We start from the raw sequence: 16336 nt of genomic DNA, 5'->3' as shown, positions 1-16336 counted from the left end.
CCGTTTTCAGTCGGCACTAGCCGAGCATCGAATTATTTCAAGGAGGTATTGGCATGAGCCAAGAATTTACTATTGAGGACTGCGCCGCCGGAGTACGGAACGCCAAGCCCTCCGAGGTCCGTAAGGTTTTCGCAATGTCCGCCAAGCCGGGCATGATTTCCTTCGCGTCGGGTATGCCGGAGCTCAGCTCCCTGCCCATGGATTCGCTGGCGGACATCACTGAGGACCTGATGCGCAACCGCGGCATGGAGGTCATGCAGTACGGCGCTTCCACCGGCACGGATCACCTCAAGGCCCAGATCATCGAACTCATGAAGCTCGAGGGCATCGAGAACGCCAAGCCAGAGGACATCATTGTCACCACCGGTTCGCAGTGCGGTCTGGACATCCTGACCCGCGTGCTGATCGATCCGGAAGACGTGATCCTGGCGGAAGCACCGTCCTATTCGGGTGCCATGGCCGTGTTCACCGGCGCCCAGGCCAACGTGGTGCACGTTGGCGCTGACCACGAGGGCCTGATTCCCGAGGAACTCGAGAAGACCGTGGAGGAGCTCAAGGCGCAGGGTCGCCGCATCAAGTTCCTGTACACGATCCCGAGCTTCCAGAACCCGGGCGGCACCATGATGCCGCAGGAGCGCCGTGACCGCGTGCGCGAGATCTGCGACGCCAACCACATCCTGATCACCGAGGACAACCCCTACGGTCTGCTGGGCTTCGAGGGCCAGGTGGGCCGCGCCATGCGCGCCGACGACGACAACGTGGTTTACCTGGGATCCTTCTCCAAGATGTTTGCCCCCGGTTTGCGCGTGGGTTGGACGCTGGCGCCCAGCTCGCTGTCCAAGATCCTTGGCCTGCAGGCAGAGGCCGCCGTGCTGAACCCCTCCGTGTTCGGCCAGGAATTGGTCGCCGAGTACCTGGAGAAGACCGACTGGCAGGCTGTGCTGAACCAGTACCGCGAGCTGTACGGTAAGCGCGCCCAGGCACTGATGGACGTCTTCGACGAGTTCATGCCCGAGGGCGTGACCTGGACCCGCCCCGAGGGCGGTTTCTACTCGTGGATCACCCTGCCCGAGTCCGTGGACTCCTACGAGCTGTGCATGACCTGCATCGACCGCGGTGTGGTGTTCGTACCGGGCACCGCGTTCTACACGGACGGCCGTGGCACGCACGAGGCCCGCGTCTCGTTCTGCCACCCCACCGAGGAGGACATCCGCAAGGGTGCAGAGATCTTCGCCACCGCACTGAAGGAAGCCATCAGCGGCTGATTTCCCTCGCGTAGCGCTCATGACGACGGCGCCGCACCCCGGAAACGGGGCGCGGCGTCGTCGTATTTCTGTTAGCAAATCCCCAGGTCACTGACTTCTGTAATGTCCACAAGAACCCCTAGGCCAGTCGAGGCACGGGTATTGCAACCGCAGGCGTTCAACAATGTTCGGACTGTTCCACAATGCAAAGATCCACTCCATGAATCCGGCCGCCGGCTGGACTCCGCAAAACGCCTGGCACGCCTCGGACACTCCCCACCCGGACGCCATTTTGACCTCCCATGACCGCATCGTGGCGGTGGGTGATTATCAGGAACTCAAGGATCTGGCCCCGCTGGGCACCGAGCACACCGACATGGAAAACCGTTCGGTGCTGCCCGGGCTGGGCGATGCGCACATTCACTCCGCCATCTACGCACGCTCCCTGTTCGAGCCGGACATGCGCAATTGCCGGTCCTTGGAAGAGGCCTTGGACGTGCTGAAGCCGTACGTGGCGAAAGCTCGCGAGGATGAGAGCATCACGTGGATCTTCGGTGGGCAGTGGAACGTCAATATTTGGGACAAGCCCGTGGTGCCGGATCGCAAGGCGCTGGATTCTGTCAGCCCGGACATCCCCGTGGCGCTGGGGTCCATGGACTGGCACACCCTGTGGCTCAATTCCAAGGCTCTCGAAGAACTCGGCCTGGACCGCGACGTGCCTAACCCAAACGGCGGAACGTACGTTCGTGACGAGCACGGTGAACTGACCGGTATTCTGCGCGAGGCCGCAGCCATCCCGGTACGCGACGGTCTCATGCAGTCGGACGTCTCGGGCCATATCGACGACATGCTCCCGCACGGGCAGCGTGAACTGCTCAAGCGCGGCATCACTTCGATCCACGACATCGACGGGGCAGACTGTCTGTACGCGTACCAGAAGATCCGCGAGCGCGGTGAGCTGGACATCCGAATCCACAAGGTGCTCCGGCAGGAACAGATCCTGGACTTCATCAGCCGCGGCATTCGCACGGGATCCGGCGACGAGTGGATTTCCATTGGCCCGCTCAAACTCTTCACGGACGGCGCCCTGGGTTCCCACACCGCACACATGTCGGAGCCGTGGGTGACCAGGCCGTCACCGATGTCTTGGACTCGTTCGAGGCCAACCGAACGATCGCCCAGGTCTTCGGGCTGCGCCAGCGCGTGGAGCACGCTCAGTACATCAAACGCGATGACATCCTGAGGTTCCAGCGATTAGGGGTGACCGCTTCCATGCAGCCCCTGCACTGCCCCGAGGAGATCCCCATGAACGACTTTGTGGAGGGCCGGGATATGGTGGCCTACGGGTGGAACAGTCTGCGTGCTGCGGGAACCCCCATGGCTTTCGGCTCGGACGGGCCGGTGGTGGACCCCAACCCGTTCTTCGGGATTCACGCCGCTGTAGTATGTCGTTCGGAACCGGAGAAGCCCGCCAATCGCTGGCAACCGGAGGAGAGCATCGGTCTACCGGAGGCACTTTATTACTACACCCACGCGGTAGCCCGCGCCTCCTATGAAGAGAACCTCAAGGGGTGCCTGGCACCGGGCATGCTCGCGGACTTCATCGCGGTGGACCGAGATGTGTTTGCGGAAGACGCCCAAGCGGTCAAGGACACCGTGGTCGAAGCCACCGTGGTGGGTGCGCAGATCCGTTATCAGCGTGAACGGTAAAGGGGACAAGGAGCCTGCGCCAGTCCACCGGTTGCTTCGATAGGATCGGAGGTCAGCCCTTGTCCACCCCGCACCGGTTCGCATCGAGGAGTCCCACGGATGTTTCGCCTGTTCCATAACGCCAAGGTCCACGCCATGAACCCGGCCACGGGGTGGACTCCGCAGGCCACCTGGCACTCCCACGACATGCCTCACCCGGATGCCATCCTCACCTCGGACGACCGCATCGTGGCCGTGGGCGACTATCGGAGGCTCAAGGACATGGCTCCGTTGGGTACGGAGCGCACGAGCCTCGAGGGTAAGTACGTGTTGCCGGGCATGGGTGACGGACACATTCATTCGGCCATTTACTCACGCTCCATCACGGAACCCGATATGCGTTTCTGCGGCTCGTTGCAGGAGGCCCTGGACCTGCTGAAGCCGTTCGTGGAGAAGGCGCGGCAGGATGAGTCCCAGACCTGGATCTTCGGCGGACAGTGGAACGCCAACGGCTGGGACGTTCCGGTGTTCCCGGACAAGCACAGCCTGGATAGCATCTGCCCGGACATCCCCATGGCCCTGGGTTCCCTGGACTGGCACACGCTGTGGCTCAACTCCAAGGCGCTGGAGACTCTGGGTTTGGACCGCAACGTCAAGGACCCGGACGGCGGCACCTACGAGCGGGACGAGCACGGTGAGCTCACCGGCATCATCCGGGAAGCGGCGGGCATCCCCATCCGCGATGGCCTGATGCAGTCGGATGTCTCCGGCAACATCGACGATTACCTGCCCGTGGGCCAGCGAGAACTGCTCAAGCGCGGTATCACCTCCATCCACGACATCGACGGCGCGGACTGCCTCTTTGCCTATCAGAAACTGCGGGAACGCGGTGAGCTGGATATCCGCGTGCACAAGGTGCTGCGGCAGGAACAGATTCTCGATTTCATCAGTCGCGGTATTCGCACCGCATCGGGCGATGAGTGGATTTCAATGGGTCCGCTCAAGCTCTTCGCGGACGGCGCTCTGGGCTCCCACACTTGCCACATGTCGGATCCGTGGCCGGGCACCCAGGACCATGGGATGGCCGTGACTACTCGGGACGAATTGGATCATTGGATCCACCTGGCGGCGAGCGCCGGCATTGCCACCGCGGTTCACGCCATCGGTGACCAGGCCGCGACCGAGGTGCTCGACGCGTTCGAGACTCATCAGGCCATTTCACGGGTCTTCGGCCTGCGCCAGCGCATCGAGCACGCGCAGTACATCAAACGCAGCGACATCGCCCGATTCCGTCAACTGGGTGTCACGGCCTCTATGCAGCCCATGCACTGCACGGCTGACATCCCCATGAACGATTTCCTGGAGGATCGCGACCTGATCGCGTACGGCTGGAACAGCCTGCGGGCGGCAGGTGCGGAACTCGTCTTCGGTTCGGATGCACCCGTGGAGGATCCCAATCCGTTCCAGGGCATTCACGCGGCCATCACGCGGACTCGTGACGGGGATGCCGTGGACGGTTGGCAGCCACAGGAAATCCTTCCCCGTGCGGAGGCCGTGTACTACTACACCCACGCCGTGGCGCGCGCCTCCTACGAGGAGAACCTCAAGGGGTGCCTGGCACCGGGCATGCTCGCGGACTTCGTGGTCGTGGACCGGGACGTCTTCGCGGAGGACGATCGCGCGATCAAGGACACCGTGGTCGAGTCCACCGTGGTGGGGGCTCAGATCCGCTACCAGCGCGAGGACTGAACCACTTCCGGTTGTTCTCGAACGCCCCACCTCGACGCCGCCCCGGCACCTTGGTAGGTGCCGGGGCGGCGTCGTTGGCGAACCCGTCGTGGAGACGGGACAGGCCGCAGAAGGTTAGCTCAGGTGCAGCTCGGGCGAAACGAACTTCTTACCCACGTGACCCTCCGTGCCCAGGACCCATCCCATGCGCTTGATGGGCCGCAGGGACACCACCGTCTCCTGGGTCTCGATGCCGGACACCGCGGACTGGATGGCCCGTTCGGCCTCGAGGATCTCCCCCACCGAGCCCAACCACATGACGACCATCAGGTTCGCACGCCCGGTGATGGACGTGACCACGCGGGTACGAGGGTCGTGCGAGAGCGCTTCCGCCGCCGTTTCGTGCAGATTCGCGTCCAGGCGCGTGAACCACTGCGCCGTGATGGGCGATGCGGAGACCCGCTGGATCAAATCGCACCGGATGGACAACATCCCAGAAGCGAGCACCTTGTGCAGATACCGGCGGGCGGTGGCCGGGTGCAGGCCGGTGGTGCGAGCGATTTCCGCCGCGCTAGCGCGACCGTCGAGCATGAGCGCTTCGATCACGGGACGCTGATCCTCGCCCAGCGGCGTGCTGCTCACGGGCAGAGACTCCTGCTCAGCCTTCACCCAGGCCTGCGCGGCGGCCCGCTGCTCATCGCTGAGCCTGTCCAGACGCCACTTGTCACCGGCACGGTGGAGCTTGGTGGAGATCATGTTGTGGATCTTCACGATGCCCTGAACGCGGGAGATTTTCTCCTCGATGATGCGCGAGAGCGACTGCAGATCCCGACTGACCACGGTGAGACCGAGGTCCGGTTCTCGGCAGAAAGCCTCAACCGAAAGCACCTCCGGCATGGCCACGAGCTCTTTGACCACGTGGTCCCACTGCTGGGCGTCGCAGGAGATCTCCTGGAAGGACAACAGATTGCGGGGATCGTTGAGATTGACCTGGGCCGTGATCCAGGCTGCGCCGGAGCTGCGCAGTTTCTCCCAGCGTCCGGCCAGGGTGGTGGGGTGTGCGTCCAGAATCTCGGCGGCTTCACCCCAGGTGATTCTGGGTGCCCACTGCAGCAGGCTGATGAGCTCCAAGTCCTGGTCGGACAGCTCAGTCTTGGACTGGCCGTTGCTTGCCATGGATCTCCCTTAGATGTGTGTGGTGGCCGATACATGATTCTACAAAGTCAGGGTGATGACCCTGGGTCTGTGGTTTCAGACGCTGGGGCAATAATTTGAAACAAAATCGCGACATGCGCCCGTGAACTGTAAAAAATCTTACACAGGTCTTGGTAATCTGGAACGCATCGTGCACAATTGCCTATACGAGCTGTAGCACCCGCCACTTTCTACTTCTTTCGCGGCGCCCCTCACGAGGCATCGCTCCACCGATTCAGGATGCACGTTATGGCTACTTCAACTGCCACCCCTTACTCGGAGACCAATCCGGGCGGCATTGCCGTCTCTTCCAGGAAAACCCTCATCAACACGGGCATTGGCAACGCCCTGGAGTGATACGACTGGAGTAATTACGCGACATTCTCCATTTACTTTGCTCGCGAGATCTTCAACCCGTCGGATCCCGTGGCCTCCATCCTGGGCGCCATGGCCATCTTTGCCGTGGGCTTCATTTTCCGCCCGATCGGCGGTTTGTTCTTCGGTTGGATGGCCGACCGCGTGGGTCGTAAGGCTGTACTGCTGACCACGGTCGGAGGTATCGCACTGGGCGCGCTGATGATCGGCGTGACACCCACCTTCGAGACCGCGGGCGTGTTCGCCGCCATCATGCTGCTGGCCGCACGCCTGATTCAGGGTCCGGCCTACGGTGGCGAAATGCCCACCGCTCAGACCTACCTGGCGGAGATGGCTCCCCCGGAGCGCCGCGGCCTCTGGTCCTCCATGATCTACGTGTCCGGCACCATTGGCGCGTGCCTGGGTATTTTCATGGGCGTCATCATGAACCTGTTCCTCTCCCCCCGAGTAGATGAGCGAGTGGGGCTGGCGCGTTCCGTTCTTCATCGGCGCCTTGGGTGGCCTGTGGGCCCTGGTCGGCCGTTCACAACTGCACGAGTCCGAAACCTTCAAGTCCAACAAGGCCAAGCGCCCCTCGATCTGGCCCGAGTTCCGCCGCAACTGGAAGTCCGCATTCCGCGTGATCGGCCTGACCATTGGCGGCACCGTGTGCTACTACGTGTGGTCCGTGTCCGCGGTTCAGCAGGCCGTGGTGGTCCACGGCATGCCCCAGGCCACCGCGCTCAACGCGAGCCTCTTGGCCAACGTGGTACTCATCATCTCCCTGCCGTTCTGGGGCAAGTTCTCCGACCGATTCGGTCGCCGCCCCGCACTGATCATCGGCAACGTTGTTCCGCTGCTGCCGTTCTTCCCCATGAACGCCATGGTGGGTCAGACCTTCGTGTCCCTGGTCTTCCCCGCCGCACTCATCCTGCTCTTCATGGGCGCCACCCTGGCCAACACTCCGGCCGTATTCGCGGAGTTGTTCCCCACCAGCGTGCGCACCGTGGGCGTGGCCTTCCCGTACGCGGTGGCCGTGGCCATCTTCGGTGGCACCGCACCCTACCTGCAGAACTGGATCAGCACCCAGTACTCCGTGAGCGCTTTCTCGGTGTATGTGTGCCTGCTGCTGCTCGTGTCATCGGTGGTCGCATTCTTCCTTCCCGAGACCAAGGGCAAGGACCTGCGCCACTAAAGCTTTCCCGAGAACGACGCCGCCCCCGCACCTTTTCCAGGTGCGGGGGCGGCTTTCGTCTGTCTACCGTTCGAGAACGGTCAACCCTGCCTTACTTCTTGGCGGGGGTGTGCAGCAGCTTCTTGTTGGCGAACTCTTCGATACCGAAGGGGCCCAGCTCACGGCCCACACCGGAACGCTTGACGCCACCGAAGGGCAGGTCCGGAGCGGTGCCGGTCACCTCGTTGACGAACACCATGCCGGAGTCAACGCGCTTGGCGATCTCCAGAGCGGCGGCCTCGTCCGCGCCGAACACGGAACCACCCAGGCCGAAGGGCGAGGAGTTGGCGAGTTCGATCGCTTCGTCAGCGTCCTTGACCTTGTAGACCACGGCCACCGGGCCGAAGATCTCCTCGGCGTAGGCACGCATCTCGGGGGTCACGTCAGCAAGGACGGTAGCTTCCATCCATGCGCCGTCGCGCTCGATCTTCTTACCACCGGCCAGCACGGATGCGCCCTTGTCGATGGCGTCCTGGACCTGCTCCATGATCTCGTCACGAGCGCCCACGGTGCTGATCGGGCCCAGGAAGGTCTTGTCGTCCGAGGGGTCACCGGGCTCGATGCCCTGGACAGCCTGCGCGAACTTGTCCACGAAGGACTCGTAGGCGTCTTCCAGAACGATGAAGCGCTTGGCGTTGGTGCACGCCTGGCCGTTGTTGGACATACGACCCATCACGGCGTTCTTCACGGTGCGTTCCACGTTCTGGTCGTCCAGAACGATGAAGGGGTCGGAACCGCCGAGCTCCAGAACGACCTTCTTGAGGTTCTTACCAGCGGTGGCGGCCACGGAGGCACCTGCGCGCTCGGAACCGGTCAGGGACACACCCTGCACAGCCGGATCCGGGATCACGATGTCAGCGATCTGGTCGTTGGAAGCGAAGATGTTGATGTAAACATCCTTGGGGAAGCCCGCCTCGTGGAAGAGCTCCTCCTGCACCACGGCAGACTGCGGAACGTTACCGGCGTGCTTCAGCAGGATGGTGTTACCCAGCATCACGTTGGGTGCTGCGAAACGAGCCACCTGGTAGTACGGGAAGTTCCAGGGCATGATGCCCAGCAGGGAACCGGTGGAATCCAGGACCACGCGAGCTTCGCCACCCGTGGACGGTTCCAGGGTGCGGCCTTCCATGAAGCCTTCTGCGTTGTCCGCGTAGTAGTCGTAGATACCCGCAACGATCATGACCTCGCCGATGGCCTGAGCCTTGGGCTTGCCCATCTCGTCGGTCAGGATCTTTGCGAGCTCTTCCTTGCGCTCGCGGTACAGCTCAGCCATCTTGTGCATGAGCTGGGCGCGCTCCGAAACGGGAGTGTTGCGCCAAGACTTGTAGGCCTCACCGGAACGCTTCACTGCGTCCTTGATCTCTTGATCCGTTGCGGTGGGGAACTCTTTTACGGTTTCGCCTGTGGCGGGATTAACTGTTGCGTAAGCCATACCCCTAGGTTATGCCTCACTCAGGGTTTGGCGAACAGCGTTCACCGAGGGCGAGAGTCCTCCTTCTGTGTTGCATCGGGCCCCACGGGGCTTGATATCGCAAATTTCTTATATAAGGATGGTCTTATGACAACCGAGGCTACGGGGCCGCTGTCCCCCTATCTGGATGTGGCTCGTCTGTTCGGCGCGCTGGCCAACCCGGCTCGCTGCGCCATCGTGGAGCGACTCACCGTGGAGCCCCGGTTCGTCGGAGAGCTGTCACAGGAGTTGGGCCTGTCCCAACCCCTGGTCTCGCAACATCTCAAGGTGTTGCGAGAGGCCCACCTCGTGGAAGGTTTCCGCGATGGCCGAGTCACGCGCTACCGCTTGATCGACGAGCACGTAGCACACGTCTTCCTGGACGCCCATCAACACACCAAGGAGCACCACAATGAGCGCTGCAACCACTGACCAGACCGCCTGCACCTGCGAGAAGTGCGCCCCCAACTGCACGTGCGAAAACTGCACCTGTGAGAACTGCACGTGCGCCAACTGCAATCACGCGGCCTGAGAACGGACCTGCCCACACGACTGAGGCAATGGTGAATTAGGTATTGGCGAACATTGCCAGAGCGCAGAGAGCTAAAGATTCAGGTCGCAGCAAGTTAACGATTTAGCTCGTCAGCCGGCGAGGAGCCAGCGAACGAACGATGCGGGGACCTTGCCCACCTGGGCGGGGTCCCCGCAGTCATGTGCAGCCTCACCCTCTCGCCCTGATGCTCGCCCCCGCGTACTGACGCGAGATCCACCTCACGTGCGGTGCCGCTAGGACCGTGCGCAACATCTGAGGCGTCGCTAGAACCCTCATGGCGACCCCAAAAGGTTCCAAGGAAACACCACGCGCGCCACGAGGTTCTAAAGGCACCTCACACGCGACGGCGCGCTGTCATTGGCGGCAACACCTGAGGCGCGCTGCCGTTGGCACCCACATCTGAGGCGTCACTAGGGCCGCGGATGACACTTCAAGTTCCGTTAGGACCCTTACGGCCCTCCAGAAGGGCTCTAACTAAACATCACGCGGGTCGTGAGGTCCTTGCGAAACCTGGGGCGCGGCGTCGTCGGCGAAAAGCAGGCGCGCAACGGCGGGCAACGCGCAATGTAGCGTCAAAAAACACGATTGAGTCCGACGAGCGTCACAATGAGGAAATCAACTCGCAACACTCGCTTGATAGGACTTGCCCATGACGAATACAGACCAGCGGGGATTCAAGAAGGTCCTCGGTCGGATAGATGCCATTGCGCTGGGCTTCGGCGCGATGATCGGTTTCGGCTGGGTGGTTCTCACCGGTGGCTGGCTCGACGACGCCGGAACCATGGGTGCCGCGCTGGCCATGTTGGCCGGTGGCGCCATCATGGCGGTGGTCGGCCTGGTGTACGGCGAGCTCGTGGCCGCTATGCCCGCGGCCGGCGGTGAGCACAACTATCTGTTGCGTGGCATGGGTGCGCGATGGGCGTTCATCGGATCGTGGGGAATCACGGTCGGTTACATCACCATCGTGGCGTTCGAGGCCGTGGCCGTCCCGCGAACCGTGCAATACATCTTCCCCGAGCTGAGCCAGATTCCGCTGTGGACCGTGGCCGGCTTCGAGGTCAATCTCACGTGGGCCCTGCTCGGTTCGCTGTGCGCGGTGATCATCACGTGGATCAACATCCGCGGCGTGAAGCAAGCATCCACCGTGCAGATCTTCGTGATCATCTTCCTGTTGCTCGTGGGCCTCATGATGATCTTCGGCGCATTCTCCGGCGGCTCCGCACGCAACATGGAACCGTTCTTCGACAACGGCATCAGCGGATTCTTCCTGGTCCTGGTGGTCGTGCCTTTCCTGTTCGTGGGCTTCGATGTGATCCCCCAGGTCTCCGAGGAAATGAACCTCGCCCCCAAGAAACTGGGCGGCACCATCATCACGTCCGTCCTGCTTGCAACAGTTTGGTACGCGGCTGTGATTCTCGCCACGTCCGCATCCCTGCCCGTCGAGGAACTCGCGGTGGCGGATATCGCCGTGGCGGATGCCATGGGCGCCGTGTTCAACTCCCAGGCGATGGCCAACCTGCTGCTCGCTGGCGGCCTGGCCGGCATTCTGACGTCCTGGAACTCCCTGCTCATGGGCGCCTCACGACTGCTGTGGGCACTGGGCAACTCCCGCATGCTGCCGCGCTGGTTCGGCAAGATTCACCCCAAGTACGGAACACCGGTCAACGCGCTGCTCTTCGTGGGTGCACTCTCCTTCATTGCGCCGTTCTTCGGTGAGGAAATGCTGGGCTGGCTGGTGGATTCGGGCTCGCCCTCCATCGTGATCGCCTACCTGCTGGTCTCGATCGTCTTCGTGATTCTGCGCAAGCGCGAGCCCGACATGGAGCGTCCGTTCCGCATCGGCGGCCGCCACCACGGCGGCACGGCCATCGGCATCCTGTCGGTCGTACTGTGTGCCGGCCTTGCCGTTCTGTACATCCCCGGTATGCCCGCGGGTCTCGGAATGGCCCCGTATGTGATCTTCGCCCTGTGGTGGGTACTCGGACTCATCTTCATGTTCCGCATCCCGCGGGGCATCGAACCGGGAGCTGACGCGGAACACCGCTTGGTGGCCGCTGTGGAAGCCCGCAAGAAGTAACTAAATCTCCGGACTTGCGCCGGGGCATACCATGGACACAGGGGCCTTGCGCCCAAACACGCACAACTGCACAATTTCTAAGACGAAATTGTGAGATAGGCACGATATGAGCACCCAAGAGAAAATTTCTGCACTTCTTGAGGCGACCCCCAAGGGTCTCCTGATTAACGGTGAATGGCGCGATGCCTCTGACGGCGGCACGTTCGATGTCGAGAACCCCGCCACCGGTGAGGTCCTGGCCACTCTGGCCTCGGCCACCGAAGAAGATTCCCGTGCGGCCATGGACGCCGCCGCGAACGCCCAGGAGTCCTGGGCCCGCACCTCCACGCGTGAGCGTTCGGACATCCTGCTCCGCGCCTATGAGCTGGTGAAGGAAAACACCGAGGAACTCGCCACCCTCATGACCCTTGAAATGGGCAAGCCGCTCAAGGAGTCCAAGGGTGAAGTTGCCTACGCCAACCAGTTCATGCGCTGGTTCTCCGAGGAAGCTCCCCGTCACTACGGTCGCTACGCGGACACCCCCGAGGGCAACCTCAAGATGATCGTGACCCACAAACCGGTGGGCCCGTGTTTGCTCATCACCCCGTGGAACTTCCCGTTGGCCATGGCCACCCGTAAGGTTGCTCCCGCCATGGCCGCCGGTTGCACCATGATCCTCAAGCCCGCTCGCTTGACCCCGCTGACCTCGCAGTACTTCGCCAAGTTGATGATTGAGGCCGGCATCCCGGCCGGCGTCCTCAACGTGGTGTGCTCGGCCTCCGCCTCCAAGGTCTCCGGCCCCATCATGGACGACCCGCGTCTGCGCAAGGTGTCCTTCACCGGCTCCACCCCCGTGGGCAAGCAGCTCATGAAGACCGCTGCGGACCGCGTGCTGCGTACCTCCATGGAACTGGGTGGCAACGGCCCGTTCATCGTGTTCGAGGACGCAGACCTGGACAAGGCTGTCGAGGGTGCCATGGCCGCCAAGATGCGCAACATGGGCGAGGCCTGCACCGCGGCCAACCGCTTCCTGGTGCACGAGTCCGTGGCTGAGGAGTTCTCCAAGAAGTTCGGTGAGAAGCTCGGCGCGCTCAAGACCGGTAACGGTATGGACGAGGGCACCGATGTGGGCCCGCTCGTCGAGAAGAAGGCGCGCGACGGCGTCGTCGAGCTTGTGGAAGACGCCAAGGAAAAGGGCGCGACCATCAGCGTGGGCGGCAAGGCTGTGGACGGCAACGGCTACTTCTTCGAGCCGACCCTGATCACCGGTGTGACCGAGGACTGCCGCGTGTTCACGGAAGAGATCTTCGGCCCCGTGACTCCGGTCATCACCTTCAAGGACGAGGACGACGCCGTGCGTCTGGCCAACTCCACCGAGTACGGCTTGGCCTCCTACGTGTACACCAATGACATCTCGCGTGCGCTGCGCATCGGCGACCGCATCGAGTATGGCCTGTTGGGCATGAACGTCGGCGTGATCTCGAACGCCGCCGCTCCGTTCGGTGGCGTCAAGGAGTCCGGTCTGGGCCGTGAGGGCGGCGCCGAGGGCATCGCCGAGTACACCACCACCCAGTACATGGGCCTGCCCTCTCCCTGGGCCTGATCCAACCCTTATTTTCCTGATCTTTGAAAGGACAACCAGACCACTATGGCTGAAATCGAATACACGCTTGAGCAGAAGCGTGACCTGAAGACCGCTGTTCCGGGCCCCAAGTCCCGCGAACTGGCCGAGCGCCGCGGCAACGCGATCGCTTCCGGCGTGGCTTCCTCTGTTCCCGCTTACGCGGAAAAGCTGGACGGCGGCGTGATCCTGGACGTCGACGGCAACCAGCTGATCGACCTGGGTTCCGGCATTGCCGTGACCTCCGTGGGTGCTTCCGCACCCAAGGTCGTGGAGAACGTCAAGAACGCTGTGGAGAACTTCACTCACACGTGCTTCATGGTCACCCCCTACGAGGGCTACGTGGAGCTGGGCGAGAAGATTGCCGAGCTGACCCCGGGCTCCTTCGACAAGCGTGCAGCCCTGTTCAACTCGGGTTCCGAGGCAGTGGAGAACGCGGTCAAGCTGGCGCGTACCTACACCAAGCGCACCGCGGTGGTCGTCTTTGATCACGCGTACCACGGCCGTACCAACCTGACGCTGGCCATGACCTCCAAGGTCATGCCCTACAAGCAGGGCTTCGGTCCGTTCGCCTCTGACGTGTACCGCGTTCCCATGTCCTACCCGTTCCGCGATCCGGAAGGCATGACCGGTCAGGAAGCTGCCGAGCGTGCACTGCTGCTGGTCGAGAAGCAGGTCGGCGCAGAGAATGTTGCCGCAGTGGTCATCGAGCCCATCCAGGGTGAGGGTGGCTTCATCGTCCCCGCCGAGGGCTTCCTGCCCACGCTGACCAAGTGGTGCCAGGACAACGGCGCCGTGTTCGTCGCTGACGAGGTGCAGGCTGGCGTGGCCCGCACCGGCAAGTGGTTCTCCTCCGAGTGGGAGGGCATCGAGCCCGACCTGGTGACCTTCGCCAAGGGCATCGCCGGCGGTATGCCGCTGTCCGGTGTGGTCGGTCGCGCCGAGATCATGAACTCCGTGCACGGCGGCGGCCTAGGTGGCACTTACGGCGGTAACCCCGTCGCGTGTGCCGCAGCTCTGGGCGCCATCGAGACCATCGAGGAGTGGGGCCTCAACGAGCGCGCCCTTGAGATCGAGAAGATCATCAAGGAAGAGCTCGGCAGCCTTGCCGAGTCCTCCCCCATCGTGGGCGAGCTGCGCGGTCGCGGTGCCATGATGGCGCTCGAGTTCGTGGAGCCGGGCTCCAAGAAGCCCAACGCTGACGCCGCCAAGGAGATCGCCGCCAAGTGCCTCGAGCAGGGTGTCGTCATCCTGACCTGCGGCACCTTCGGCAACAACGTGCGTCTGCTCCCGCCGCTGGTCATCGACTTCGACCTGCTGCGCGACGGCCTGCGCGTGTTCGCCAAGGCCATCGAAGAGGTCGGCGCCTGATCTGAACTGATCACGTCGCGCTTTTCGACGGGCGGTCACCGGTTTCCGGTGGCCGCCCGTTCGCATTTATGGGTTTCTGCGTTTCTTGCGTTCCTGCGTCCCTGGCCAACCTTGACGCCACTACGGACGACGACGACGCCGCCCCGCCACCTTCCGCGGTTGCGGCTCCATGGTCTTCGTCTTCCGGTGTCACTTCCGTGGAATAGGGTTCCCTATGCCTTGTTTTCGGCCGGAAATGCGGGATAGGGAACCTTAAACCCTCACGGTCGATGTGGGATGGTGGGACTAACCCGCCGTATACCACTTCATTCCGAGCCCGGAGGACCATCGTGGAGCACTATCCGTCACTCACCGAGACTGTTCTGGCACTGCGCAACGGTCAGGTCACCAGCGAGGACACCGTGAAGTCCTCGCTCGACCGCATCGAAGAGCTCAATGACACCCTGGGCGCGTTCATTCACGTGGATCGTCAAGTTGCTCTGAAGCGGGCCCGAGAGGCGGACGAACAACTGGCCGAGGCGGCGTCGGACCCGTCCGCTGAAGCAGAATTGCCAGCGCTTCTGGGTGTACCCACGGCGTTGAAGGACGGGCACGAAGTTGCGGGGATGCCCACGACCTTCGGAACCCTGATCAACCAGGACGAGAACGGCGAGTTCCCGATCGCTGCCGACTCTGACCCTCTCGCGCAAACCCTTGAGGCAGCCGGCGCCGTGATGGTGGGCAAGACACAAGTCCCGGAGTTCCTGCTCAATTGTTATTCCGAGAACAGAATATTTCCGCCGGCGCGCAATCCCCACTCGCCGGAACACAGCCCCGGAGGCTCCTCTGGTGGCCAGGCTGCGGCTGTGGCCTCCGGGATGCTGGCGGGGGCGATCGGTTCGGACGGCGGCGGTTCGGTGCGAATTCCTGCCGCGGCGTGCGGATTGATCGGGCTCAAACCGAACCGTGGACGAGTCCCGAGCAGCGATGCGCTGAACAACGTGGGGCAGTTGAGCGTCAACGGCCCCATCACGCGCACCGCCTTGGACGCCGCCCTACTCATGGATGTGCTGTGCTCCACCCCGGGCCACACCGCCATCGATCGGCCGGTGAAAGCAGTGCCGGAACGGTCGTTCACATCCGTGGTGAGCCGCGCGCTGGCCGGGGATGCACCATGGGGAGATCGTCCGTTACGGATTGGCGTGAGTACGGCATCCCCGTTCGAGGGCAGCTACGACATCTCTGTCTCCCCCGAAGCAGAGCTCGCTCTGTCCGAGGGCGTCCGCCAGTTGCAGGCGCTGGGGCACGAGGTCGAGGAAGCGCAGATCAACTACCTGCCCGGTTATGCGAAGAACTTCTTCAAATTGTGGACGACCGCCGTGGGTCAGATCCCCTTGGCCGACGGGCAAGAGTTGCAACTGACCGGCCTGGCGCGGCACTTTCGAGAAGCCGCGTTGAACCGCTCTGCCGTGGAGTTGGCGGACGCCGTGAGCGCGATTCGCGTGTTCGAGGCCGACACTATCGCTCAATATGCCCAGTACGACATGATTCTCACGCCCGCCCTGGCCATGCCGCCGCGGCCCATTGATTGGTACTTCGAGGGCTACGACATGGCCGATCCTCGCAGCGCAGAACGCGACTACGAGCGGCAGTGCCAGTACACCCCCTACACCTCGTTCATCAACGTGGTGGGGCTACCGGCCATCACTGTTCCCACCGTGTGGACACAGCCGGAATCCGGTGACTACCCCGGCAAGGTGCCGATGGGTGTGCAACTGGTGGGAGCGGCGTCGTCGGAGGCGTGGCTGCTCTCCCTGGCCGCGCAGCTGAACCCGCCCACGGACCCGCGGGCCGCGTGAGTGC

Annotated in this window: 10 protein-coding genes and 2 pseudogenes; 10 read left to right on the top strand and 2 right to left on the bottom strand. The window is 63.0% G+C overall.

The genetic code is table 11. The features are described from left to right. Window positions 1-53: 53 nt before the first annotated feature. The 3 genes and pseudogenes from CKW39_RS08390 (at window position 54) to CKW39_RS08380 (ending at window position 4682) form a co-directional block, all read left to right on the top strand. The gene (locus CKW39_RS08390) at window positions 54-1265 is read left to right on the top strand and encodes a PLP-dependent aminotransferase family protein (protein ID WP_254049340.1); all 1212 of its coding nucleotides are present in this window, start codon (window positions 54-56) and stop codon (window positions 1263-1265) included. Window positions 1266-1428: 163 nt separating this feature from the next. After that, window positions 1429-2954 (top strand): annotated as a pseudogene (locus CKW39_RS08385) (amidohydrolase). A 99-nt stretch (window positions 2955-3053) separates the two neighbouring features. Further along, entirely contained in the window at window positions 3054-4682 is a 1629-nt protein-coding gene (locus CKW39_RS08380) for an amidohydrolase (protein ID WP_016996810.1), read from the top strand. A gap of 114 nt (window positions 4683-4796) precedes the next feature. Here the strand turns inward: CKW39_RS08380 and CKW39_RS08375 are convergent, their stop codons facing one another. Beyond that, window positions 4797-5837: an Lrp/AsnC family transcriptional regulator gene (locus CKW39_RS08375; protein WP_095797681.1), complete on the bottom strand. Its 1041-nt coding sequence runs from the start codon at window positions 5835-5837 to the stop codon at window positions 4797-4799. Between the two features lie 444 nt (window positions 5838-6281). Here CKW39_RS08375 and CKW39_RS15975 point away from each other — a divergent pair. Beyond that, window positions 6282-6605, top strand: a pseudogene (locus CKW39_RS15975) (MFS transporter); the annotation flags it as partial. A 76-nt stretch (window positions 6606-6681) separates the two neighbouring features. Then, window positions 6682-7404, top strand: a complete 723-nt coding sequence (locus CKW39_RS15970; RefSeq protein WP_315278882.1) for an MFS transporter — start codon at window positions 6682-6684, stop codon at window positions 7402-7404. A 91-nt stretch (window positions 7405-7495) separates the two neighbouring features. Here CKW39_RS15970 and CKW39_RS08365 read toward each other — a convergent pair whose 3' ends face one another. Then, window positions 7496-8875, bottom strand: a complete 1380-nt coding sequence (locus CKW39_RS08365; protein WP_095797680.1) for an NAD-dependent succinate-semialdehyde dehydrogenase — start codon at window positions 8873-8875, stop codon at window positions 7496-7498. A gap of 126 nt (window positions 8876-9001) precedes the next feature. Here CKW39_RS08365 and CKW39_RS08360 point away from each other — a divergent pair, with 126 nt between their 5' ends. The 5 genes from CKW39_RS08360 (at window position 9002) to CKW39_RS08340 (ending at window position 16332) form a co-directional block, all read left to right on the top strand. After that, a complete protein-coding gene (locus CKW39_RS08360) occupies window positions 9002-9325 on the top strand; it encodes a helix-turn-helix transcriptional regulator (RefSeq protein ID WP_016996806.1) in 324 nt (107 codons plus the stop codon). Between the two features lie 770 nt (window positions 9326-10095). Next, entirely contained in the window at window positions 10096-11523 is a 1428-nt protein-coding gene (locus CKW39_RS08355) for an APC family permease (protein ID WP_095797679.1), read from the top strand. A 106-nt stretch (window positions 11524-11629) separates the two neighbouring features. Further along, window positions 11630-13105 (top strand): NAD-dependent succinate-semialdehyde dehydrogenase, encoded by a 1476-nt coding sequence (locus CKW39_RS08350; RefSeq protein WP_095797678.1) that lies wholly within the window; start codon window positions 11630-11632, stop codon window positions 13103-13105. Window positions 13106-13150: 45 nt separating this feature from the next. After that, complete coding sequence (gene gabT, locus CKW39_RS08345) at window positions 13151-14494, top strand: 4-aminobutyrate--2-oxoglutarate transaminase (RefSeq protein WP_095797677.1); 1344 nt, start codon at window positions 13151-13153, stop codon at window positions 14492-14494. Between the two features lie 329 nt (window positions 14495-14823). Continuing rightward, window positions 14824-16332 carry an amidase gene (locus CKW39_RS08340; protein ID WP_095797676.1) on the top strand — a complete coding sequence of 503 codons (1509 nt, stop codon included), beginning with the start codon at window positions 14824-14826 and terminating at the stop codon, window positions 16330-16332. The last annotated feature ends 4 nt before the right edge of the window (window positions 16333-16336 follow it).

Origin of the sequence: Kocuria sp. WRN011 (assembly GCF_002295155.1) — a bacterium.
Classification (GTDB): Bacteria; Actinomycetota; Actinomycetes; order Actinomycetales; family Micrococcaceae; genus Kocuria; species Kocuria carniphila.
Note: the sequence above shows the minus strand (reverse complement) of the source record. Positions and strands in the feature narration are given on the sequence as shown.

Bases quoted from the DNA above. Each gene is read 5' to 3' on its own strand.
- CKW39_RS08350 (WP_095797678.1), top strand. From the start codon at position 11,630: ATGAGCACCCAAGAGAAAATTTCTGCACTTCTTGAGGCGACCCCCAAG.
- CKW39_RS15970 (WP_315278882.1), top strand. From the start codon at position 6,682: ATGAGCGAGTGGGGCTGGCGCGTTCCGTTCTTCATCGGCGCCTTGGGT.
- CKW39_RS08375 (WP_095797681.1), bottom strand. From the start codon at position 5,837: ATGGCAAGCAACGGCCAGTCCAAGACTGAGCTGTCCGACCAGGACTTG.
- CKW39_RS08390 (WP_254049340.1), top strand. From the start codon at position 54: ATGAGCCAAGAATTTACTATTGAGGACTGCGCCGCCGGAGTACGGAAC.
- CKW39_RS08360 (WP_016996806.1), top strand. From the start codon at position 9,002: ATGACAACCGAGGCTACGGGGCCGCTGTCCCCCTATCTGGATGTGGCT.
- CKW39_RS08355 (WP_095797679.1), top strand. From the start codon at position 10,096: ATGACGAATACAGACCAGCGGGGATTCAAGAAGGTCCTCGGTCGGATA.
- CKW39_RS08380 (WP_016996810.1), top strand. From the start codon at position 3,054: ATGTTTCGCCTGTTCCATAACGCCAAGGTCCACGCCATGAACCCGGCC.
- CKW39_RS08365 (WP_095797680.1), bottom strand. From the start codon at position 8,875: ATGGCTTACGCAACAGTTAATCCCGCCACAGGCGAAACCGTAAAAGAG.
- gabT (WP_095797677.1), top strand. From the start codon at position 13,151: ATGGCTGAAATCGAATACACGCTTGAGCAGAAGCGTGACCTGAAGACC.